Source organism: Paenibacillus sp. KS1 (assembly GCF_001680695.1).
GTDB lineage: Bacteria > Bacillota > Bacilli > Paenibacillales > Paenibacillaceae > Paenibacillus_B > Paenibacillus_B suaedae.
This window is the reverse complement of record NZ_MAIS01000002.1, coordinates 69,236-90,758: the sequence shown is the minus strand read 5'-3', so window position 1 is coordinate 90,758 and position 21,523 is coordinate 69,236. Positions and strand designations below refer to the sequence as shown.

General features: G+C 46.9%; 23 protein-coding genes. 17 read left to right on the top strand and 6 right to left on the bottom strand.

Features of this window, described 5'->3' with window-relative positions; genetic code table 11:
* Positions 1 to 4 precede the first annotated feature (4 nt).
* Positions 5 to 928, bottom strand: coding sequence for a diacylglycerol/lipid kinase family protein (locus BBG47_RS01210; protein ID WP_065290237.1), 924 nt, complete (start codon positions 926 to 928; stop codon positions 5 to 7).
* Between the two features lie 307 nt (positions 929 to 1,235).
* Here BBG47_RS01210 and BBG47_RS01205 point away from each other — a divergent pair, with 307 nt between their 5' ends.
* Positions 1,236 to 2,018, top strand: a complete 783-nt coding sequence (locus tag BBG47_RS01205) for a sporulation protein (RefSeq protein WP_065290192.1) — start codon at positions 1,236 to 1,238, stop codon at positions 2,016 to 2,018.
* Positions 2,019 to 2,164: 146 nt separating this feature from the next.
* On the opposite strand, the gene BBG47_RS01200 is transcribed toward BBG47_RS01205, so the two are convergent.
* From BBG47_RS01200 to BBG47_RS01185, 4 genes are all read right to left on the bottom strand, one after another.
* Positions 2,165 to 2,449 (bottom strand): hypothetical protein, encoded by a 285-nt coding sequence (locus BBG47_RS01200; RefSeq protein ID WP_021256227.1) that lies wholly within the window; start codon positions 2,447 to 2,449, stop codon positions 2,165 to 2,167.
* Positions 2,450 to 2,633: 184 nt separating this feature from the next.
* Entirely contained in the window at positions 2,634 to 3,239 is a 606-nt protein-coding gene (locus tag BBG47_RS01195; RefSeq protein ID WP_065290191.1) for a TVP38/TMEM64 family protein, read from the bottom strand.
* A gap of 182 nt (positions 3,240 to 3,421) precedes the next feature.
* Positions 3,422 to 4,597 (bottom strand): MFS transporter, encoded by a 1,176-nt coding sequence (locus tag BBG47_RS01190; protein WP_083189020.1) that lies wholly within the window; start codon positions 4,595 to 4,597, stop codon positions 3,422 to 3,424.
* Positions 4,598 to 4,675: 78 nt separating this feature from the next.
* A complete protein-coding gene (locus tag BBG47_RS01185) occupies positions 4,676 to 5,707 on the bottom strand; it encodes a serine hydrolase domain-containing protein (RefSeq protein WP_065290190.1) in 1,032 nt (343 codons plus the stop codon).
* A 257-nt stretch (positions 5,708 to 5,964) separates the two neighbouring features.
* Here BBG47_RS01185 and BBG47_RS01180 point away from each other — a divergent pair, with 257 nt between their 5' ends.
* Together BBG47_RS01180 and map are read left to right on the top strand one after the other, a co-directional pair.
* On the top strand, positions 5,965 to 6,153 hold the full coding sequence (locus tag BBG47_RS01180; protein ID WP_044353762.1) for a hypothetical protein: 189 nt from the start codon (positions 5,965 to 5,967) through the stop codon (positions 6,151 to 6,153).
* Between the two features lie 218 nt (positions 6,154 to 6,371).
* The gene (gene map, locus BBG47_RS01175) at positions 6,372 to 7,160 is read left to right on the top strand and encodes a type I methionyl aminopeptidase (protein WP_065290189.1); all 789 of its coding nucleotides are present in this window, start codon (positions 6,372 to 6,374) and stop codon (positions 7,158 to 7,160) included.
* Positions 7,161 to 7,302: 142 nt separating this feature from the next.
* Here map and BBG47_RS01170 read toward each other — a convergent pair whose 3' ends face one another.
* The gene (locus tag BBG47_RS01170; RefSeq protein WP_065290188.1) at positions 7,303 to 8,070 is read right to left on the bottom strand and encodes a hypothetical protein; all 768 of its coding nucleotides are present in this window, start codon (positions 8,068 to 8,070) and stop codon (positions 7,303 to 7,305) included.
* A 546-nt stretch (positions 8,071 to 8,616) separates the two neighbouring features.
* Between BBG47_RS01170 and coxB the strand changes: the two genes are divergently transcribed.
* The 14 genes from coxB to treR all read left to right on the top strand — a co-directional run bounded on the left by coxB (position 8,617) and on the right by treR (position 21,280).
* Entirely contained in the window at positions 8,617 to 9,690 is a 1,074-nt protein-coding gene (coxB, locus tag BBG47_RS01165) for a cytochrome c oxidase subunit II (RefSeq protein WP_065290187.1), read from the top strand.
* Between the two features lie 64 nt (positions 9,691 to 9,754).
* The gene (gene ctaD, locus BBG47_RS01160; RefSeq protein ID WP_065290235.1) at positions 9,755 to 11,605 is read left to right on the top strand and encodes a cytochrome c oxidase subunit I; all 1,851 of its coding nucleotides are present in this window, start codon (positions 9,755 to 9,757) and stop codon (positions 11,603 to 11,605) included.
* Positions 11,602 to 12,222, top strand: coding sequence for a cytochrome (ubi)quinol oxidase subunit III (locus BBG47_RS01155; protein WP_021256218.1), 621 nt, complete (start codon positions 11,602 to 11,604; stop codon positions 12,220 to 12,222). Before ctaD ends, BBG47_RS01155 begins: the two co-directional genes overlap by 4 nt.
* 4 nt (positions 12,223 to 12,226) lie before the next feature.
* The gene (locus BBG47_RS01150; RefSeq protein WP_021256217.1) at positions 12,227 to 12,547 is read left to right on the top strand and encodes a cytochrome C oxidase subunit IV family protein; all 321 of its coding nucleotides are present in this window, start codon (positions 12,227 to 12,229) and stop codon (positions 12,545 to 12,547) included.
* Positions 12,548 to 12,664: 117 nt separating this feature from the next.
* The gene (ctaG, locus tag BBG47_RS01145; protein WP_065290186.1) at positions 12,665 to 13,573 is read left to right on the top strand and encodes a cytochrome c oxidase assembly factor CtaG; all 909 of its coding nucleotides are present in this window, start codon (positions 12,665 to 12,667) and stop codon (positions 13,571 to 13,573) included.
* An 87-nt stretch (positions 13,574 to 13,660) separates the two neighbouring features.
* Positions 13,661 to 14,125: a DUF420 domain-containing protein gene (locus BBG47_RS01140; RefSeq protein ID WP_021256215.1), complete on the top strand. Its 465-nt coding sequence runs from the start codon at positions 13,661 to 13,663 to the stop codon at positions 14,123 to 14,125.
* A gap of 347 nt (positions 14,126 to 14,472) precedes the next feature.
* Positions 14,473 to 15,198, top strand: a complete 726-nt coding sequence (locus BBG47_RS01135; RefSeq protein ID WP_065290185.1) for a hypothetical protein — start codon at positions 14,473 to 14,475, stop codon at positions 15,196 to 15,198.
* 36 nt (positions 15,199 to 15,234) lie between these two features.
* Positions 15,235 to 15,627 (top strand): GntR family transcriptional regulator, encoded by a 393-nt coding sequence (locus BBG47_RS01130; protein ID WP_065290184.1) that lies wholly within the window; start codon positions 15,235 to 15,237, stop codon positions 15,625 to 15,627.
* A 29-nt stretch (positions 15,628 to 15,656) separates the two neighbouring features.
* Positions 15,657 to 16,562: an ABC transporter ATP-binding protein gene (locus BBG47_RS01125; protein WP_065290183.1), complete on the top strand. Its 906-nt coding sequence runs from the start codon at positions 15,657 to 15,659 to the stop codon at positions 16,560 to 16,562.
* Positions 16,559 to 17,464, top strand: a complete 906-nt coding sequence (locus BBG47_RS01120) for an ABC transporter ATP-binding protein (RefSeq protein WP_065290182.1) — start codon at positions 16,559 to 16,561, stop codon at positions 17,462 to 17,464. The genes BBG47_RS01125 and BBG47_RS01120 overlap by 4 nt, the downstream gene beginning before the upstream one ends.
* The gene (locus BBG47_RS01115; protein WP_065290181.1) at positions 17,457 to 18,743 is read left to right on the top strand and encodes an ABC transporter permease; all 1,287 of its coding nucleotides are present in this window, start codon (positions 17,457 to 17,459) and stop codon (positions 18,741 to 18,743) included. The genes BBG47_RS01120 and BBG47_RS01115 overlap by 8 nt, the downstream gene beginning before the upstream one ends.
* 248 nt (positions 18,744 to 18,991) lie before the next feature.
* Positions 18,992 to 19,219, top strand: a complete 228-nt coding sequence (locus BBG47_RS01110) for a hypothetical protein (protein ID WP_065290180.1) — start codon at positions 18,992 to 18,994, stop codon at positions 19,217 to 19,219.
* A 347-nt stretch (positions 19,220 to 19,566) separates the two neighbouring features.
* Entirely contained in the window at positions 19,567 to 20,121 is a 555-nt protein-coding gene (locus tag BBG47_RS01105; protein ID WP_065290179.1) for a hypothetical protein, read from the top strand.
* A 442-nt stretch (positions 20,122 to 20,563) separates the two neighbouring features.
* Complete coding sequence (gene treR, locus BBG47_RS01100) at positions 20,564 to 21,280, top strand: trehalose operon repressor (RefSeq protein ID WP_065290178.1); 717 nt, start codon at positions 20,564 to 20,566, stop codon at positions 21,278 to 21,280.
* Positions 21,281 to 21,523 lie beyond the last annotated feature (243 nt).

Genomic DNA, 21,523 nt, shown 5'->3' with positions numbered 1-21,523 from the left:
TTTTTTAGACAATCTTCGATTCGTAATGATGACTTGATGAAGGCTGAAGCATGAGCAGCTTATGTCTACCAATTGCAGCTTGGAGCGGAGTAGTGCCAATCCGTTCCCCATCACCATAAGCAACGCGAGCGTTCGATGAAGTGATATGAACATCGTGTCCGCGCAGCATCGAGACATAAGGCAGATTCACATGCTTGCCGGAAAATACGGTCGGGAATAGCTTCATTAAGGTCCAACGGGTGCAGCTGTGTACAATGCATATATCCAGCTCTCCGTCATGTGGGTCAGCTTGTGGACTGATACGGATTCCTCCCCCGTAGGAAGAGGAGTTGGCGATAGCCGTTAGCCACACGTTGTCAAAATGATGTATGGTACCATTGATTGTAATGGAGGCTCTTGCGGGCTTGAACGTAAACATCGCGATGACCGCACCGATCAAATAGGCAGCGGAGCCTATTCGAAGTTGGTTGCACCAACGCTTATAACGGCTCTGGTTGACGGCTTCTGCTACTTCCGCATCAAATCCTGTCGCCAAAGCGGTCAATGTCCACTTGTCGTTGATCTCGATCAGATCGACAGCATTTCGCTGCCCGTGAAGAATGGTATGCAATGCTTGCAATGGTTCAGTAGGTATATGAAATCCTCGAGCGGTATCATTGCCTGAGCCAGCAGGAATAACTCCTAATGCAGCTTGGGTACCTGCTAGAATTGGCAGTAGTCGATGAATCGTTCCATCTCCGCCGAGTACCACAATCGTAGAACGAGGGTATTTCGTAAGATGAGCACTTACGTGCATCTCTGCTTCTTCGGGTGTTGCTGTCACGCAGGAGGTATATTCGATCTCTAGCTGCTGCATGCGCGACTCTATCAATTGCCATGTGCGCAGCCCTTTTCCATTGCCTGCATGTTGATTGATTACAAAGAGCATCAAGATTCCATCTCTCCCATGTTTGCCGAATCCAAGACGTTTCATACGGGCACTATATTGAGATTGCAACTGACTATTATTCTGTTTACTGCTATTTCATAATAGCAGAACGTTCTCTGTTTGGGGTGATTTTCGGGCAGGAAGTTTATATCAAATGTAAATGTTTGTGAGAGAGATTCATGAACATCGTTCAAAATTGAGTATTTCTTGCTCGTGTCGAAAAGGGAAAATGGGGAAGCTGTCGAATGGATATAAGAAACATTTTCCATATTTGCTCATGTGAATAGTTCAGGGGAGGGACAAGGTAATGTCCATGTTCAACCGTTTCCTAGGGAGCATTGGTCTTGGCACGGCCCAGATCGATACGCTTCTGGAACGTGGAAGATATGCACCGGGCGAGGAATTACGTGGAATTGTGAAGCTGCGGGGAGGCCATATCCCACAGTATGTCGAGCGCCTTGAGCTTGTATTAATGACGGAGTATGCGCGCCAATTGGATGGTCGAAGCGAGCGCAGTTATTGTGAGCTTGAGCGCTATACAATCCGTGAATCCTTCACGCTAAGTACGAGTGAGACGAAGGATGAGTCATTCTCCATTGTGCTGCCGAATCGGGTTCCACTTACGATTGATAACACCCCTGTATGGCTGATGATAGAGCTAGGCGTAGACCGTACTAGTGACATCGAGCCAAATGACCACGATCGAATCGAAATTATCCCTACGGTTGAGCAGAGCATTGTAATTGACGGTGTGAACCGACTTGGCTTCCGATTGCGGACTGCGGACTGTATCCATGCCCCACGAATCGGCGGTAAATTCCCATTTGTACAGCAATTCGAATTCATTCCTACCTCTTATTTTCGCGGAGAAGTTGAAGAGATGGAGCTCATCTTTTTGGCGGCAGAATACCAGACAGAGCTTCTCGTCTATCTCAATGGACGTGCGCGTAATGTGCGGGGGATACTTGTGGATACGGATACGACAGTTGATCATTTCCTGCGCTTTCCGCTTACGAACCTCGAATGGCGCAGCATGGGGGCCGAAGGCTTCGCGGGTGAACTGGCGGAAATGATCCGACAGCACTTGTAATCGTTCCAGATGTGCAAGGTAAGATCGCCTCACGCTTCACCGAATGGCTATATGAATCGGATATACATAACGAAGGGAGAGATTCGGGGCTGTAGACAGCTTGGAATCTCTCCCTATCATTTTAAGGAAGTATGAACATACGCGGCTTATTTATCGCCACGGTCGGTATGCTTGCGTGGACTCGTTTGCTTGGACTGCTTCTGCCTTGTCTCATCTGATTTGGCTATAAGCCGCTGATCCGTCTCACCCGTGTGGTGATTGTCGAACAAATATTGCTGGAGCTCCCACTCCGAAGCACCAAGCTGAGGATCAGAAGGGAAGGTCTGACCGCGGTGCAATACTTCCTCGCGTCCCCATTCATTGGCATAGATGCCGTCCACTTCAACATGCTCCCTCGATATCGGATTCATCTTATGGTCATTTTCAGTCATGCAGGTCATGAGCTCCTTTCGTTTGCTGCGTGCAAGCGGCAAGCTTCAGGTGATGGATCATCACCTCATTGTATGCTCTTATTAGGGTGCCCTGCCTACTTGAAAATATCCTGTGATGAATACAAAGGAAATGAATCAGTTATTTCAAACAATGAGCGATTCATGTAAATGATCTCTACAGCTTCTACAGCTGATAATGGGCTTCGAGCTTCTTCCCGCCAAGCCAGAGCAGGAACAGAACAGCAACCGCGACTAGAATGCGCCATGGCTGATGGATAAATCCCTGCCAGTCATGGCCGATGAAGGCCATGATGAATATGACAACCGACTTCCCGGCAAATACGGCGCATAAGAATGTACGAAACGGGATCGTGCTGATTCCTGCGGCGATATTGATTAGCGCTGATGGTGTGAATGGGAAACAATATAAGATGAACAATGGTGTGAATCCTTTGGTCTCCAGCCACGAGAAGAATCGCTGCGATGAAGGCATGTTCTTCTGCAGGTAAGCGCTGAACCGGCCGCCGAACTTACGAGCCAGCCAGAATACAAGGCAAGCCCCGAGGCTTGCGCCAATCCAGGAATAGAGGAAGCCAAGCCCTAAGCCGTAAGCAGCTGCATTTGCCATAACAAATACGATAAGCGGCAAGAAAGGCAGGATGGCCTCCACGAGCGGGAGCAATATGCCAGGTAACGGCCCCAAGTTCGAATATTGCTGCATCCAATGCTCGACTTGATTGATATCCAAATTTTTAAGCCAACTGATTGTGTTATGTACCCACTCCCACAAAACAAGTTCCCCCCGATGTTGAAACTACAGTTCCTTACGCTGTTGCTTAGTACATGTAACGTATGAGCGTTCTAATAGTTTCATTGTCTTGAATCTACTGCGGTTCATGAATTAGATAAAATAGAAACCTCATTACAATTTCCGGAACTCACCGAAACTCGTTGCATAATGGTTCGTTGAAGCTATTGCTCGGCAAACCAGCGTGATGGAAACAGCAAATACACGATGGAGACGATGCCGAACAATGCTGCGCTAATCCATACGACCATGCTGGCAGACGTAGCGCTCGCAATAAAGCCCCCGAGAACGGGGCCGATGAGGACGCCAATGCCCTCCACAGTGGATAACAGACTCCATCCCAGTCCCTTCTGACCAGGAGGGACATAGAGGGCGAGCAGTGCGTTCCACGCGGGAAGCACTGCGGAATATGACAGGCCTAGAACCACGGCAAGTCCGTAAGCCATCAACTTCGACGGGTGCAGTGACAACGAGGCAAGCGTCAAGGCGAATATGCCGAATCCAATCACAAGGAATGGCTTGCGGCTGCTCTTATCTGACCATTTGCCCATCGGTACCAGCCCAAGTACTGTACAGCCGCCGCCGAGGAGCAGAAGAAGTGAGTATTCTCTGTGCTCGGTGAATGATAAAGACTCTGCAACAAATGTGGGCAGAATCGGCACGAGCATACTTGCTCCGAGTGTCTGCAGAATCATGCCGGGCAGCAGTGGCTTGATCGCCTTCAGCTTCTCGCGCAGTGCTTCCCACTGCTCACGAAATGGAACGGAAATACGTTCGGCTTGCTTGCCGCCTGCGACGAAAAAGCTAAGCAGCCAAGCGACAGTGGACAAGGCAACAAGCAGCCAATACGAGAATGCAGGCTTATAGTCTAGGATGAGGTTCAATACGACAGGGCCAGCGCCCATCCCAACCAGCCATATCATATAGAGGAAGCCCATTTGGGCAGCGCGTTGATCTTCTTTTACCTTCGTTAAGCAGACAATCCATACGGGAGATATTCCAACGCCATATAGGGCAGCTGCCAAGATGAACACCCATGGAATATTTCCGTAATGGAACAGAGCAATCCCTGTCAGTGAAATAAGCAATCCTATATTAATAATCAATCTGGCGGGGAGACGATCCAGCAAGTAACCAATAGCTGTCTTAAGCAGCGTATCCGTCAAGTAATGTGCGGTAGTCGCGGCCCCGATAATGGCAAGGCTAATGTACAGTATGTTCTGGCCATAGATAGGGATGAATGAAACGAGCGCTGCTCCTCGCACAAATTCAACGAAGAATAAGATGACGGCTAGCAGCACGATGTCCCTTCCCATGCCTAATGCACGAATTTTTTTCACATACAACGCCCCTTTCCTGATTGTACCATTATATCGTGCGGCACAAGCCCTCGCCAGCAGCGATAGTCGGATTGAATATTAAGAAAATGTAGCAGCAGACAACAGCTGCTCTTCCATCCAACGCTTCGGATGTCTCCACCGGCATACATGTGGATTGCCAGCGAAGATGGCAGTAAGGGAGCGCGACGGCACTACATATATCACTTGTCCGCCATGACCAACTGCACAGGCTGCCTCCTCGCTGCCTAATTGGTGGAGCCACCATTGGTAGCCGTAGGCGCCAAAAGCAGGCATGCCAGGTGAATAGGGGCGATGCGATTCCGTAATCCATGTAGAGGGTATGACGTGAATGCGCTCGTCCGATCCTTCATTACCAGCAGGAGGTTGGATGGAACCGCCATCTAGTATGAGCTGGCCGAATCGAAGCATATCTGGGCCAGTCAGCCAGAGCCCAACATGGCCTGCTGCATGCCCGTCAGGGGATAAGTCCCAGCGGTAATGATCGATCCCTATTGGAGATAGCAGATGCGCTCTTGCATATTCATCTGCACGTATCCCAGTGCAAGAGGTGAGCAGGACCGATAACAGATGGGAATCAATGCTCCGATATTGAAATTGTCCGAACCGTTCGGGATGGACGGGCAGTCGCAGCGCATACTTCACCCAGCTGCTGCTGTTATGGAAGCTGCGTATCCAGCGCTCTCCGAGTCGATTGCCTGTCTCCCATAGCAAGCCTGATGTCATTGTGAGCAAATGCTTGAAGGTAATGCGGTGCCACCAAGTATCTATCTGGCGCTTGCTCACGATGTCTTGCGGCAAATAGTCAGTGATTGGTTCATGCAGCGAAGGCATGTCCCCGCGATGAACGGCAATGCCCACGAGTGTTGAGATGAAGCTTTTGGTAGCGGAACGCAGATCATAGAATTGCCCAGGTCTTACTCCTTCGGCATATACCTCTGCGATTACTTGTCCATGACGCGCACACGCGAAGTAATACATACGGGGGAACAATTTAGGCAGCGTATCCAATGCCTGCTGCAATTTAACGTGGTCAAATCCAGTCTGTTCCGCTGCGTCAGCTTGAATCGGAGTCGGGGGATGCTGATTCATTGAGATTGCTCCTGTTTATTGTAGTAGTAATGGAATTTCAGCCTTACGACAGCTTGATTACGCGTTGTATGTTAACTCTAATGCTGTTACTAGCATACCCAATGGAGAAATGATTAAGATATGTTGGTGTGATTTTGCAGCTCGGCTGAATATGATATACTAAGACTAAAAGGTTGCAAATTCCAGTAAGTGAAGCGATAGTCCAATTGGTTCTCCGTTGCGGAGCATGATCTACAACGCTTTGGGAGGGAATTTTCATGGCAACAAAAGGTCACAACGAAGTGAAAGAAAGCTTGTTGGAGATGACACGTATTTTCCGTCCGAAGAATCCTCGGAAATTCGTGAAGGAGTACATCCGAAAGTATCGGATTATGGGCGGCTATGAAGATGAATTAACTCAGCTTGTAGAATTGGAAATGTGCAAAATGGATACCAGTGTGTCGTAACGTTGTAACCGTCTCTGATCAGACATTACGAGGAACTGAAGTGCAAACCTGCGAATGTAAGGAATAACTAAGAATATGTACAGAGTAGGCGCGCCGGTAATCGGGGCGCCTTGTTTGCGTATGGATGGGTGAAATGAAAGGATCCAATAGTGCTTCTATAACAGATGATCCCGTGCATATACTTATCATTGGGACATGTAACGCTGGAGGAGTATGCGATGGAGAATACGAAGACTGCTGCGCAGATAGAGCTGATGCAGAAGGCAGGATACTTGGCAGCCCGCTGCCATCGTGAAGTGGCGTCAAGGCTCGCACCTGGCGTTACGACGGTGGAAATTGATCAATTCGTAGAGCGCTGGCTATTGCAGCAGGGAGCAACTGCTGAGCAGAAAGGGTATTATGGATATCCGTATGCAACATGCGCTTCGGTGAATCAGGTTGTATGCCATGGGTTCCCGTCTGCCAAACCTCTTAAATCAGGTGACCTCGTTACGATAGATTTTGTGGTGAATTACAAAGGATGGCTCGCAGATATGGCATGGACCTATGGAATTGGCAACGTACAGCCTGAGGCCAAGCGTCTTATGCAACAGACACTCCATGCATTACGTTATGCAGCGAAGCTGGCGACCCCTGGAAGGGCGGTTGGGGATATAGCGGCTGCGATCGGACGAATGGGGCGTGATGCGGGGTATGGAGTCGTAACTGCGCTTGTGGGGCATGGGATCGGGCAGTCTATTCATGAACCTCCTGAAATTCCGAATGATGGGTGGCCTGGACGCGAGCCTTATTTGGAAGAAGGGATGGTCATAACGCTTGAACCGATATTTACGCTAGGTACATCTGGTGATGTGATTCTGGGTGCAGATGGATGGTCTGTTGCTACATGTGACGGTTCCTGGGGAGCGCACTTCGAGCATACCGTAGCGGTGACTGCAGATGGACCGCGTATTTTGACTTGTCTTCCATTTACACCAGGGGGAAAGAATAATTCGTCAGGGACTTAGGATAGGGCAGATCAACTATATACCATAATTATATAGGTAGGAATATGAGGGAGCGATGCGGCTGCATCCCTCCCTAAAACTAGTGCAAGTAACACACATCATTCTCATTGTCAGTTAGAGCTGTTCAACGTCTCATGAGTTGTTAGTGCATTGTGCGGTGTATAAGCTTCAGAATGTCCGCCTCTGCGAACTGCAGGGAATCTCCAGGATAAGCGTGCATGACATAAGGAGTTAATCCGTTGAATAAGTCCATATTGGCGCTAATTCGAACATGCTTCACCCCAGAGGTCTGACTCCGAACCGTCTTGTCGATGGTATGAAGAAGCTCATCTGATAATTTGTCGCTCTGCTTCACTGTACGTACCGGACTATCCGAAGTTATGAAGCGCGGGGGCCAGCGATTCGCCTCGCGTTCCATGTGACCAGCTGTATTCGGGGCGCCGATTCGGGATTGCTCATGCTTGCCTCCGCTGCCGATTGTACCTAGACCTGTGCCATCAAGCGTGAGTGCGATATAAGCGGTATCCTTATGCTGCAAGACATAGGCTACACTGACTCCATCCAGATGTCCGACAGCATCGCTGACAGATTGATTGATGAACAGGGGACGCGGATTAGACAATGCCTGCGGCTGAGATGTGGAATGGGACTGCTTTGTGTACTTTGTGTTCTGTTTTGTACGATAGTTGCTTTCGGTGCCCATTTGGGGCAACGGGGTTCCAGAAGGTGCTGATTGTTCCTTGACCTTCCGATCTGCATAGTTCGCCTTCGTGTTGCCTCCCGGCGACCTTGACTTCTCAGCCTCCATCCCAGCACAGCCGGAAGAGACCAGCATGACAGCAGCGATTATAAATGTGACAATCCAGTGAACATGATTTGCGTTGTTGTGAACATCATTTGACAACTCCATTCAACCTCCTTATTTACTTCCATTAGTGTTCAAAAATCAACATGCGAGTATGCGGAATATAGATTTTTGTGATCAAAACAGGCAGGAAACTGCCAGAAATTGAGTGGTTTCGACAAAGGCGAGCAGTCTCATTTTGTATTTTGTAAACGTTTACAAATACTGATATAAAGCCGTTTTTCAGAGTGTTTGAACACTTTGTGAACTGACCGGGAAACATTGACAAATAAATATATGGAAATTATATTTAGGTAAGTGATTGTAGTAATTGACAGGATTACGACATCCGTGTTTAAACCGGGGCCTGCCTGAAGGCATTCGAACATGAGAATGACTTCCGACGAAGGATTCTTACCGGTCTGAAATCGAATATGCATGCGCCTTCATTGCGCAAAGGATTCGTTGCGCAATGAATGATTGGTTAATATTGGCTTATCTGGATGGACGGCAGCTTGTACTCACTTCTGAGCCATAGGGGCACTTGCATTGAGATTTCGACACAGCATGCGATGGGGTAATCAGCGAAAACGTACAAAGTGGGGTTGATCAATGATGAATCGGTGGCACGCAGTGAAGCGACTACTTCCACTGTTCGCCGGACTCGTCCTGCTCCTAAGTGCTTGCGGTCGTGCTGATATATCGGCTCTCAATCCGCAGGGGCCCATTGCAGACAAGCAGTTCGGATTAATGCAGTTGGCGATTACGATTATGACGCTGGTCGTTATTGTCGTATTCGGTATTTCCATTTATGTCGTCCTTCGCTATCGCAGACGACCGGGACAGAACGAGATTCCGAAGCAAGTCGAAGGGAACCACAAGCTTGAAGTGATTTGGACGGTCATTCCGATCATCCTCCTCATTATTTTGGCAGTTCCAACGGTGAAGTATGTATTTGCCTTCGCTGAGGATTATAGCCAAGATAAAGATGCAATTAAGGTTAAGGTAACAGGTCACCAATATTGGTGGGAATTCGAATATCCTGAGTACGGGATTACAACAGCTCAAGACATGATTGTTCCGAACGGGAAGAAGATTGCACTTGAGTTGAAGACAGCTGATGTCCTACACTCCTTCTGGCTTCCATCCATTGCGGGCAAGATGGATACGAACCCATCCGGCAACGTCAACAAGATGTACATTGAGACATATGTAGAAGGCGTGTATCGCGGGAAGTGCGCTGAGCTATGCGGATACTCCCACGCATTTATGGAATTTAAAGTGAAGGCGGTCAGCGAAGACACGTTCACGGCTTGGGTTAATGAGATGAAGGCTGAACCAAAACCGTTCGAAGGTGACACACAAGTTGCAGAGAGCTTCAAGCAGAATTGCTTGTCCTGCCGCGCTATCGATAAGAAGCCGTCCATGGGGCCTAACTTGAAGGGGTTTGGCAGCCGTGAAGCAGTTGCCGGTATTATGCTTAACCGTGAAACTGCTGATGAGCCACTGGATCAGAAGAAGGTTGAGGAGCAACTTCGTCAATGGATTCAGGATCCTGAGAAAGTGAAGCCTGGCAATAAGATGCCAGCATTCAAAGATAAGTTGTCTGAGCAAGAACTCGATGGCATCGTGAAATACTTGGCAGATTACAAGCTTGATTCCTTGAAAGCAATCAATAAGCAGTAGATTTCAGCATCTTCTAGGGGAGGTAACGACCTTGGCTCACACGGTGAAGCGACATCGCGGCTTGATGGATTGGCTGACGACGGTCGACCATAAGAAGATCGGCATTCTGTACCTTATCGCCGGGGCTTTATTCTTCGGTATTGGCGGTATTGAAGCCATCTTGATCCGGATACAATTAATTCAGCCTATGAATGATTTCGTAGACGCAAAAACTTTTAATGAATTGATTACCATGCACGGCACCACGATGATTTTCCTCGGTGTAATGCCGATTATCTTTGCACTAATGAATGCCATTATCCCGCTGCAGATTGGGGCTCGTGACGTTGCGTTCCCGTTCTTGAACGCACTCGGCTTCTGGACATTCTTCTTCGGCGGCTTGCTGCTGAACTTGAGCTGGCTGATGGGCGGTGTGCCTGATGCAGGCTGGACATCTTACGTACCGTTATCAAGTACGGATTATAGCCCAACGCACGGTGTGGATTTCTACACCATCGGCTTGCAGATTTCTGGTTTGGGTACACTCATCGGGGGCATTAACTTCTTGGCAACGATTATTAACATGCGCGCACCGGGAATGTCCTTCATGCGCATGCCGATGTTTACATGGGCGTCCTTTATTACGTCTGCATTAATTCTATTCGCTTTCCCTGCTGTAACGGTGGGATTGATCCTGCTCATGTTCGACCGCTTGTTTGGCGGGAACTTCTTCTATGTACCGAATGGAGGAAGTGTGGTGCTCTGGCAGCACATCTTCTGGATCTTCGGTCACCCGGAAGTGTACATTCTGATTTTGCCGGCATTCGGGATTATCTCCGACGTCATCAGTACGTTCTCTCGCAAGCGCCTATTCGGGTACAGCTCCATGGTATTCGCAACGATCCTGATCGGTTTCTTAGGCTTCATGGTATGGGCTCACCATATGTTTGCAGTTGGTCTTGGGCCAGTAGCGAATGCGCTGTTCTCGATTGCAACGATGCTTATCGCAGTACCAACCGGTATTAAAATATTTAACTGGCTATTCACGATGTGGGGCGGTTCGATTAAGTTCACCGCGGCCAATCTGTACGCAGTAGGTTTCATTCCAACATTTGTTATGGGTGGGGTTACGGGCGTCATGCTGGCATCTGCGCCTGCTGACTTCCAGTTCCATGATACGTACTTCGTCGTAGCGCACTTCCACTACGTTATTGTTGGTGGTTTGGTGCTTGGCTTGTTCGCAGGGCTCCATTTCTGGTGGCCGAAGATGTTCGGACGCATGCTTCGTGAAGGACTAGGCAAAGCTACCTTCTGGATGTTCTGGATTGGATTCCAATTGACATTCTTCGTTCAGCATTTCCTTGGTTTGATTGGAATGCAGCGTCGGGTCTTTACGTACTTGCCGAATCAAGGCTTCGACCTCATGAACTTGGTAAGTACGATCGGGGCAATCATGATGGGTATCGGGGTTCTTATGTTCTTGTACAACATTGCAATTACATCAAGAGATCCGAAGAACCTGGGCAACGATCCTTGGGAAGATGGTCGTACGCTGGAATGGACAATTCCATCTCCACCGCCAGAGTACAACTTCAAGCAAACTCCGCTTGTACGCGGCTATGATGCTTGGTGGAAAGAAAAGATGGAGGGCAACACGGAAATGCCGGCTGCAGAGCCGATTGGTTCCATTCATATGCCATCGCCATCTATTCTCCCGTTCATGATGTCTGTTGGCTTGTTCGTGGCAGGCTTCGGCTTCATGTTCGCGAAGGATGATTTCAATAATGCACTGCTGAACGGTTTGTTCAACAATCATATCGTTGCAGGTTTCGGCCTGCTGATTACATTCGGCTGTATGTTCCTGCGTTCGATTAAGGACGACCATGGATATCATATCGAACCGGAAGAGTTGGAGCAGAAGGGGGTTAAAGCATGAGTGCACATGCACATCACGCAGAAGGCGAATGGCCACATGAGCCGGAAAAAGCAACCCTAGAAGGCCGCAATAAGGTCGTCGGCTTCTGGTTGTTCCTTGGCGGAGAGGCAGTATTGTTCGGTACGCTGTTCGCAACATTCCTTGCGCTACGCAACCAAATCGGTGATGGTCCTGCCGCTTCCGAGCTGTTCAAGCTTCCAATGATTGCGGCTGCAACAATGATCTTGCTGACCAGCTCCTTGACGAGCGTGTTCGCTATTCAAGCGATGCATCGCAAAGAAGTCAAAGCCATGCTCAGCTGGCTCGCAGTAACGGTTGCATTGGGACTAGGATTCTTATGTCTTGAAATATACGAGTTCGTAGAATATGTGCATGAAGGTCACACGTTTACGACGAGTGCGTTCAGTTCATCCTTCTACACCCTGGTCGGCTTCCATGGCGCGCACGTTGCCTTTGGTGTCGTATGGATCACACTTGTTATTTTGCAAACAATGAAGAAGGGCTTGAATTTGGTTACAGCACCGAAGATTTACGTCTCCGCACTGTACTGGCACTTTATCGACGTTGTGTGGGTATTCATCTTCACAGTTGTATACCTCATGGGAAAGGTGGGTTAACCAAGTGACAACACACCAAGTAACATCAGACAACTCGAAGCGTCGACATAAGCATGAGGGCAAGCAGAAGCATATTATTGCATTCATCTTCTCTATTGTGCTTACGTTGATCGCATTTGCTACGGTAGGTTCAGCGGGTGAAGTAAACCCAACGTTCACGGTTATCATCCTTCTCGTCATGGCTGTCTTGCAGGTTGTCATTCAGATGGGGTATTGGATGCATATGAAAGATAAAGGACATATGATTCCGATACTGTTCATGATAGGTGGAGCCGTCATTGCTTTCACGGCCATTATAATGGCTGTGTATTGGGTATGGTGGTAAAGTCGGATAAGTGAGAAGAGGGGACGCAAAGAGCGTCGCCTCTTTTTCCGTAATAGGGCAAAATGTGACGAAATGGTGGCGCCTCGGGTGTTGCAGGATGAGGAGGGCTGAACATTTATGTTCGGATTGACAGAATACTTCAGTTTCTATGATGTGTGGAGTCCGTTGTTCCTTGCAGCAACGGTGCTTATCAATGTGTTATATTTCGGGCTGACAGGGCCTTTTCGCAATCGATTCTCATCTTCTGAGCCAGTGCCTGCGTCGAAGAAGCTAATGTTTGTAATTGGGACAGGCTTGCTCTACCTAGCTCAAGGCGGGCCTATTAATATGATGAGTCATATGATGTTTACCTTCCATATGGCGATGATGGCATTATCGTACATCATTGTACCGCCGCTTCTATTATTAGCTATTCCGTCCTGGTTATGGCGATATCTATTGGATCGCAAGCCGCTGAAGCGTTTGAAGCTGTTGACGAATCCGATTCTTAGCGCTGTTCTATTCAATACCTTGTTCTCTTTCTATCATGTGCCGGCAGTGCATGATTATGTCATGACTCATTATACGGAACATATTATTTACTACATTGTATTGTTCATTGCTGCTATGCTGATGTGGTGGCCGATCGTCGTTCCGGTACCAGAGTGGAACTCGTTGACAGATGTGAAGAAGATGGGCTATGTTTTTTTGAATGGCGTTCTAATTACTCCTGCTTGTGCATTAATCATCTTTGCAAGCGAGCCTCTCTATGCTACGTATGTGGACAAGGAAGCCTGGGTGCAGGCAATGGGCTATTGCATATCCGGGGATCCTGTAAAGATGCTCGCCGCATTTGATGGGCCTAGCTTCTTTAATTGGTTCACTCCGATTGAAGATCAACAGCTCGGAGGCATTCTAATGAAGCTGATTCAAGAAACGATGTATGGCTGTATTCTCTTCTACGTATTCGTCCACTGGTTCAGACGTGAAAGTAAAGATGATGACGATTTTGTGGACACCGCAGCAGAAGGGCAGTTGAATTCGTAAAAATGCTCTATAATGGGTAGCGTAAGCAGAAGCAGGAGAGTTATTGGCTGCTTCGTTGCCGATGCATATGAGGAGGGCGTTTCATTCGTGGATCTGTACTTTATTATGCCAACTATCAGCACGACGTTCATCGTCGTCAGCGCCATATTGGTCGCTATCGGTTGGGCTCAAATTATTAAGGGCAAGCGGGAACAGCATAAGAAGACAATGCTGGCAGCGGCCGTAGCTGCGACAATCTTCTTCATTATTTATGCGTCTCGCACGGTTTTCGTTGGCAATACCGCATGGGGCGGCCCGGATGACCTTAAGGTATATTATCTGGTCTTCCTGTTGTTCCATATTGTGCTTGCAGCTGTAGCAGCTGTGTTCGGCTTGACGACACTGTATACAGGGTATAAAGGGAGTTATGCGAAGCACCGCAAGCTGGGTAAGTTCACCTCTGTCATCTGGTTCATTACTGCAATAACAGGGGCAACCGTATATCTTTTGCTGTATATCTTGTATCCAGGTGGTCATACAAAGCCAGTAATAGATGCTATATTTGGTCTGTAATCAACTAGTAGACGGCGATCTGTGAAGAGGATTTCCACGAATCGCTGGTTTGTTCGTGAGTGCGATAGTTAGTTTAGAAGAAGCTCGTTCTTTCTGCACTTTAAGTGCGAAAGGCGAGCTTTTTTTGCGTGCTTAGATTCTTCAGCATAGTAGGCTTTTAACGGTGCAAATAAAGATGAGTCTGGATAGGGTAATGTTTATTTTTCCTAATGATGGATTGACAGGGAAGTAGTCACTCATTATACTGTGTATAAAGATATATACAGTAAGCACAGTGATGAGCAAGCAAGCACACTTGATTTACCGATCTATAGTGTGAATTAGTTTGATATAAAGGGGGTCTTAAAGTGCGCAGACCATATAGAGAAGCGTGGATGCTTGTAAAGAGCGATCTTGTTCGATTCAAGTGGGGCTTATTGATGACGGTAGCGTTCAGTATTTATATGGCCACGATGAGCGGTCTGGTGTTGCGAGAGTTATTTCGTGGCGACGAGGTCTTGACGAGAGCTTTCAAGGGGGTTGCGGATTTTGTGTTTCTTTTTACGATCCCGAATCTTGGCTTCTTTATCTCTCGAAGATCGATGCGATATATGAAGGATGACTCGTATACGAAATGGATGAGGAAGCTGCGCATACTCCCAATCGATGCGAGAACCATAGTGTATTCACGTACGATGCAGATGTGTGTGGCTCTGCTGATTAATATGAGCATTGTTATCGTGGGGCACTACTTACTCAGTGAGACATTGAGAAGTCTTGGCTGGATCAGCATCTTATCCTATGTATTCATGTTGGTAGCGTACGCTGTTGCTGTTAATTGGTTGTATATCTCGTGTGAGCTGAGCATGAGCGGACGACTATATATGAGGTATACATTTATTCTACTAGGCGTTATAACCATGGTGTCCGTCCTGATAGCGGTAGCGGACGGAAGTATTTTACAGACTTTGGTATACGTAGCGCGATCGTACCCTTGGATGGGTATCGTGTTGTCCATTGTTATCATCGTCAATTCGATGGTGATCGGAATGAATCGTTTGCATAAGATCGTTCTGAAGCGAGATTGGATGTGAATAAGCACAGAACGAATCTGGAGGTGATGAGGAGCGGTGTTTATCCCCATTCAAATTAATACGAATAGCTCCGAACCGTTGTATGCCCAAATTAAACACCAGCTTCGCGCACTCATCCTGAGCGGACAGGTCGAAGAGGGGATGCTGCTCCCGTCTATACGCGAATTCGCGAATCAGCTCCAATGCAGTGTCATCACGGTAAGAAGGGTGTATCAAGACTTGGAGAACGAAGGGCTGCTGCGGACGAAGCAGGGCACGGGGACGTTTGTGACACCGGTTCAAGCGGCAGAACGCGACAGGTATCGGAAGGAAGCGATCGAGCAGGCACTTGAGCACGCCGTTGAAGCTGCAATGCATGTGGATGTATCCACTGAAGAACTCATGCTGATGCTTCAGGAAGTCATCCAGCGCAAGCACAGCGGGAGCTAGCATTTGGTGCGTACAAGGGGGGAGAAGCATTGGACAATCAACATGTAATTGAGATGAAACAGGTAGTGAAGCAGCGTGACAACTTCCGCATTGGCCCGTTAAATCTATGCATACCACAAGGCTGTGTCACCGCGATCATAGGTACAAATGGGTCAGGCAAGACGACGATGCTCGGAATGAGCCTGGGGCTTGTTCATCCTGATGAAGGGACGATAACCGTGCTGCAGGAGAAGACAGAGCCAGAGCTAAGTACACTTGTGAAGGCGCGTATTGGCTACGTAGCGGAGAACTCCGATTCGGAGGTGGACGATATGACAGCGGAACAGCTTGTATCCTTTGTATCACAGTGGTATCCATCATGGGATTGGCAGCTCTACCATCAGCTTATGGCGAAGTATGAGCTGCCGCCGAAGCAGAAGCTGAGCAAGCTGTCGAAGGGAATGCGCCGTAAGCTGGATTTGATCGTTGCGATATGTCCGAAGCCAGAGCTGCTAGTGCTTGATGAACCGACCTCCGGGTTCGATCCACTATCTTGGCGCATGATGATCAATGATTTGCATGCGTATTTAAAGGATGGGAAGCGGACCGTCTTAATCGCGACACATATCGTGGATGAGGTAAAGCGGTTGGCTGATTATATTCTGGTCATGCATAAGGGCAAGGTGCTTCATTTTACGGAAAAGGACGCACTGTTCGATGCGTGGAAGGTGTTCGTCGTGGATGGCGAGGCAGCGGATTACGAAGGTGCACCAGGTCTGATGAAGGCTATGCAGGAGCGCTTCGGGGTAAGACTTATTGCGCATAATGCTACCGGTTTGGAGCGTTTTTTGCACGATGAAGGGATTGAGGTTGTTCAGACTCATGCATTGGAGCTGGATGACATATTAGCTTATATGATTGAGATGCATATTGAGGGGAGCGTATACGCGCAATGAATCCATTACAGTTGCAGCAAGTCGTGAAGCAGTACGGTGACAAGACAGCCGTGAATGGTCTTAGCTTTAAGGTAGAAGAAGGGGAAATCTACGGATTGCTTGGTGCGAATGGTGCGGGCAAGACGACGACAATGCGGATGGTTCTTGGTCTTATTTATCCAGATGGCGGATCTATTACGTATCATGGCAAGCCTTATCATGATGGGCTGACTCGCATCCTCGGGTATTTGCCGGAGGAACGGGGAATGTACCCGAAGGTGAAGATTAGCGAGCAGGTAACGTACTTGGCGCAGCTGCGCGGGATGAAGCGTGCGGAAGCAGACAAGAACCTAAAGTATTGGCTGGAACGGTTCAATGTACCGGAAAACTACAACAAGAAAATTGAGGAGCTGTCTAAGGGAAATCAGCAGAAAATCGGCTTCATTGCAGCTATTGTTCACAAGCCGAAGCTGCTCATCTTGGACGAAGCATTCAGCGGCTTGGATCCCGTTAACGTCGAATTGTTGAAGGAGACGGTTAAGGAGCTGCGCGATCAAGGCACGAGCATTCTGTTCTCTACGCACCGGATGGAGCATGTAGAAGAACTGTGCCAGAACCTGACGATTTTGCAAAAGGGTAATGCGGTGCTGCAAGGGTCGCTGCGTGAATTGAAATCTCAATATCCACGAGAGCATGTCATCCTGCGCACGAGTGGAGATGTGGATGGTTTGGATCGCATCGCAGGCGTCCAATCCGTTTCCCGAACAGGAGACGGTTATAAACTGCACATTACGAATGAAGTGGCCGCACAGGATATCCTGCAGCTTGCGATGGCAAAATCGACAGTTCAGCAGTTCGAGCTGAAGGAGCCGACATTGAACGAGATCTTCATTAAAGCAGTTGGAGGCGAATCTAATGCATAACCTGGGGACGGTCATTCGATTCACATTGAAGACGAAGATGATGACGAAGTCGTTCATCATTACAACGATTATTTTAGCACTCATTATGTCAGTTGGGGTTAATATTCCGTATCTGATCTCGCAATTTTCGAGCAATGAGCCTACATCAATCGGTCTGGTACAGGGTGGAGAGTACGCGGACATTGTGAAATCATTTGAAGATCAAATGACGAAGCATGGAGGCAGCGACTTAAAGCTTGTTCCGTCCGCTTCAGAAGAGGAGCTGCGCAAGAAAGCGGAGTCCGGCGATCTGGAAGGATACTTGAAGTTCGAGCCAAAGAAGGACGAAGCGGGCAATGTGGAGAAGCAATCGTTCCCGCAGGTTGTGTTCCATGGCAAGGATGAGCTTGGACATGGCGATGAGGCGACGGTTACAGGTGCATTAAGTGCAGTGAAGACTGAGTGGCTCGTGAAGGATTCACTTACCGAACAGCAGAAGGCAGAGCTGAGCAAGCCGGTTACGATTGATACACAGAAGATCGTGAAGGAAGGCGAGAAAGCGAAGGAAGAAAATCCGATACAAAAAACGATTTCGATTATCGTCGTTATGGTATTGATCATTCTGTTCTTCATGACGAATACGATGACAGGTAACATGATTGCATCCGAGGTTACGCAAGAGAAGAGCTCGCGTATTATGGAAATTCTCATTACGAGCGTATCGCCGCTCGCGCAAATGTTCGGGAAAATTATCGGCATGTTCATACTTGGGCTGATACAAATTATTGTGTTCTTCGTTGTGGTTATGATTAATCTGCTGCTGCCGCATAATTCAGCCCCACTGAAGGCACTCAACTTCGATATCTCGATGATTGATTGGACAGTGGTTGGTGGTGGATTGCTGCTCTATGTGCTTGGCTACTTCCTATATGCAACGCTGTTCGCAGCAGTAGGCTCGCTCGTTAGCCGGACTGAAGACTTGGCACAAGCGATTATGCCGATTACGATGCTATCGTTGGCGGCATTCTACATTGTAATGTTTAGCGTGTCGTCACCGAACACCTTGCTGGTAAAAGCGACATCCTTTGTTCCATTCTTCACACCGACCTCGATGCTGCTGCGGATTGGCACGGGAAATGCAGCATGGTGGGAATTCTGGGTGAGCATTGCGATCTTGATCGTATCCATCCTGTTCTTCGGCTGGCTCGCTGCGAAGATTTACCGCACGGGCGTACTTATGTACGGCAAGCGCCCATCGTGGAAGGAACTTCGCAAGGCGATGAAGGCGTACAAAATATAGTACGAACTTCAAACCACATCGTGGGTAACAGTTATAATTGAGACGAATACCACAATAGACAAATGAAGGCATAGATTTGAGAAGATGTATATTTACCTGATAAGCCAAAACCTTTGGTCTATCAGGTTTTTTTCTATACAGCCAACTTTATTCGTGTATATTATTACCAATCAATGCCCATATATGGTGACATGGATATTATACGTTCAAATTATTGTTATAAGTGATACTTTATGATGGAGGTTGGAATGGATCAATACTGGTCAACTACAAATTGGGCAGAAGAAGACAAGCTTTTTATGCCGAAACGAAGAGTAAATAATCGTAACAGCTATTCTCATCCCCATATAATAGGTAGCTTTTACAGCCAAAGAATGAAACGTGTTGTTGAATATGAATCTTTAGGTGAAAGGTTGTTTTTTTATTACCTAGAGTTAGATCGCGCTGTAATGAGATATTACGTGCAGCCTGTTTAAGTACCTATGCCGAAGAATAATGATCAGGAAGATCCATGGTTTCATACTCCGGATGTGCTAGTCTTTCGGGAGGGCATGCTCCATTTTTATATCAAATAAAAGATAGCGTGGAAGAGGAGTTTAACAATAAACAAAAACTAATTAACGAAAGATGTGAAGCATATGTGATTCAGCATGGTTGGAACTACCAGGTCATCACTCCTAAATCAATGCCTACAGTGTTGTCTCGTAATATTCGATTTCTCAAGAATTTCTTGAAAGAACGTAATTATTACTCTAGATGGAGTAACTGTTTTGAATGAAATAAAAAATGGATACGATATTAGTTATAAGTAGGAAGTGGTGGGGTGAGGAATTTATTAACTATTAAACCAATTAAATATTCTATACTTATAATATTGTTGGTACTTATTGTAACAGGAGGTTTCTATTTACGTAACAAGTTGTTGTTGAACTCATTGGATTCGACTAATTTATCAAATCTAACCATTAGTGGGATTAACTTAAATCAAAATATCAAAGATGTAGATCTGTCTGTTTACAAAAAGAGAAACGATTTCGACGATAAAGTGACTGGGACAACTACGCAAAAGTATTTTGAGGATTTTTCTGTAATTCATGATAATAGCGGCAAAATTTTGACATTGAAGACAATGAACCGAACAGAGAAGGGGATAGAAAAACTCGGGAATGGTGTCATCGTTAATTTAAGTGATGTGACAAATCTATTAGGAAGTCACTATATTGAGAAAGGTTATGATTCAGCTCAAGGTCTTTATTCTAGAATTTATTACGATAAAGAAAATAAGGTAAAAGCGACGTTTGTATTTCCTAAAATGTATCTAAAAGATGATAAAAATCCTGAGGCAATTATTATATGGGTGATTTTGGAGAGGTATTAGTTGTGAACTAAAACATTATGATAAAACCGAGGGCCGGTTGATTGCAAATAATACATGAGACATAGTTTCTTATGAATATTATTGGTTTGCTTTTTAAGTAATTGAAAAATAAACTAAAAGTCTCAAGTTATCTTAAAATTAATCTCAATTTTAACAGTAACAATTATAATTGAGACTGATTAAAACAATAATTGAGACATATGATGGTATATTGACCTGATAATCCAAAGCCCTTGGTTTATCAGGTTTTTTTCTATTCAACGCACTTTATTTATATATATATCATCCTGCGCTGGCAGCTTATTATTTGTGGGCTTTAACGGTTACCGTGCTGAGTGGCGTGAGTCGTTCTTCTTCTTTTTAACTGCTGCAGCAATCGTGATATGATAGAGGCAAGCAAGGAAGGTTAGGACGGAAGCATTATTGGGGGTTAGTTATAAAGATGACTACAAATAAGCTGTACATGGCCATTTATGAAGATATTAGGGGAAAGATTGCTTCAGGTGAATACGCACCGGGAACAAAGCTTCCTTCGGAGCATGAATTTTGCGTTATCTATGACACGAGCCGGGGAACGATTCGTAACGCGCTCGATCTGCTTGTCGAAGAAGGGCTTGTCAATCGCCATCCTGGCAAGGGCGTATATGTGCTAGACAATAATGCCATCGCGTTCTCATTCGGCGGATTGGTCAGCTTCAAGGAAGCAAGCGAGAGCAGCGGGCAGAAGTTCGAGACGACCGTACCTTACTTTGAGGAAATTACGATTACGGACAAGCTGCATGAGCGAACTAAGCTGCCATTGGGCGCAATAGCATATTGTCTGCATCGGGTGCGCGAGCTTGACGGAGAGCGCATTATTTTAGATATCAATTATTTTTTAAAGGAGAAGGTGGAGGGCCTAACGAAGGAAATTGCTGAGCGCTCGATATACGACTATATCGAACAGCAATTAGGGCACAAAATAGGCTTTGCCCAGCGCGTGATCCAGGTGGAGCCTGCGACGACAAAGGATCGGGAACACTTGATCATGAAATCGTACGGCTTCGTCGTCGTTGTGAAGAACTATGTATATATGCATGATGGTGAGTTGTTCGAGTACACGGAATCGCGCCATCATCCTGAACGATTTGTGTTTACTGACTTTGCGCGGAGACGATGACGAGGTACTAAGCATCTCGTATTCAATTGATAAAACAAACCGATGTTGCGAATTTTATAGTTGACGTAACTTAACGAAATGAAACAGCGGCAGTCTTGGATGAGAAAAGAAATCCTAGAGTGACCGCTGTTTTTTCACGATCTCCAAAGCAACTTGTCTATACAAGTGTTTACAAACCTGTCTATACAAGTTATAATGGTCTCAACAAACGTGGAAGCGATTCCATTGGGGAGGTACATCGAT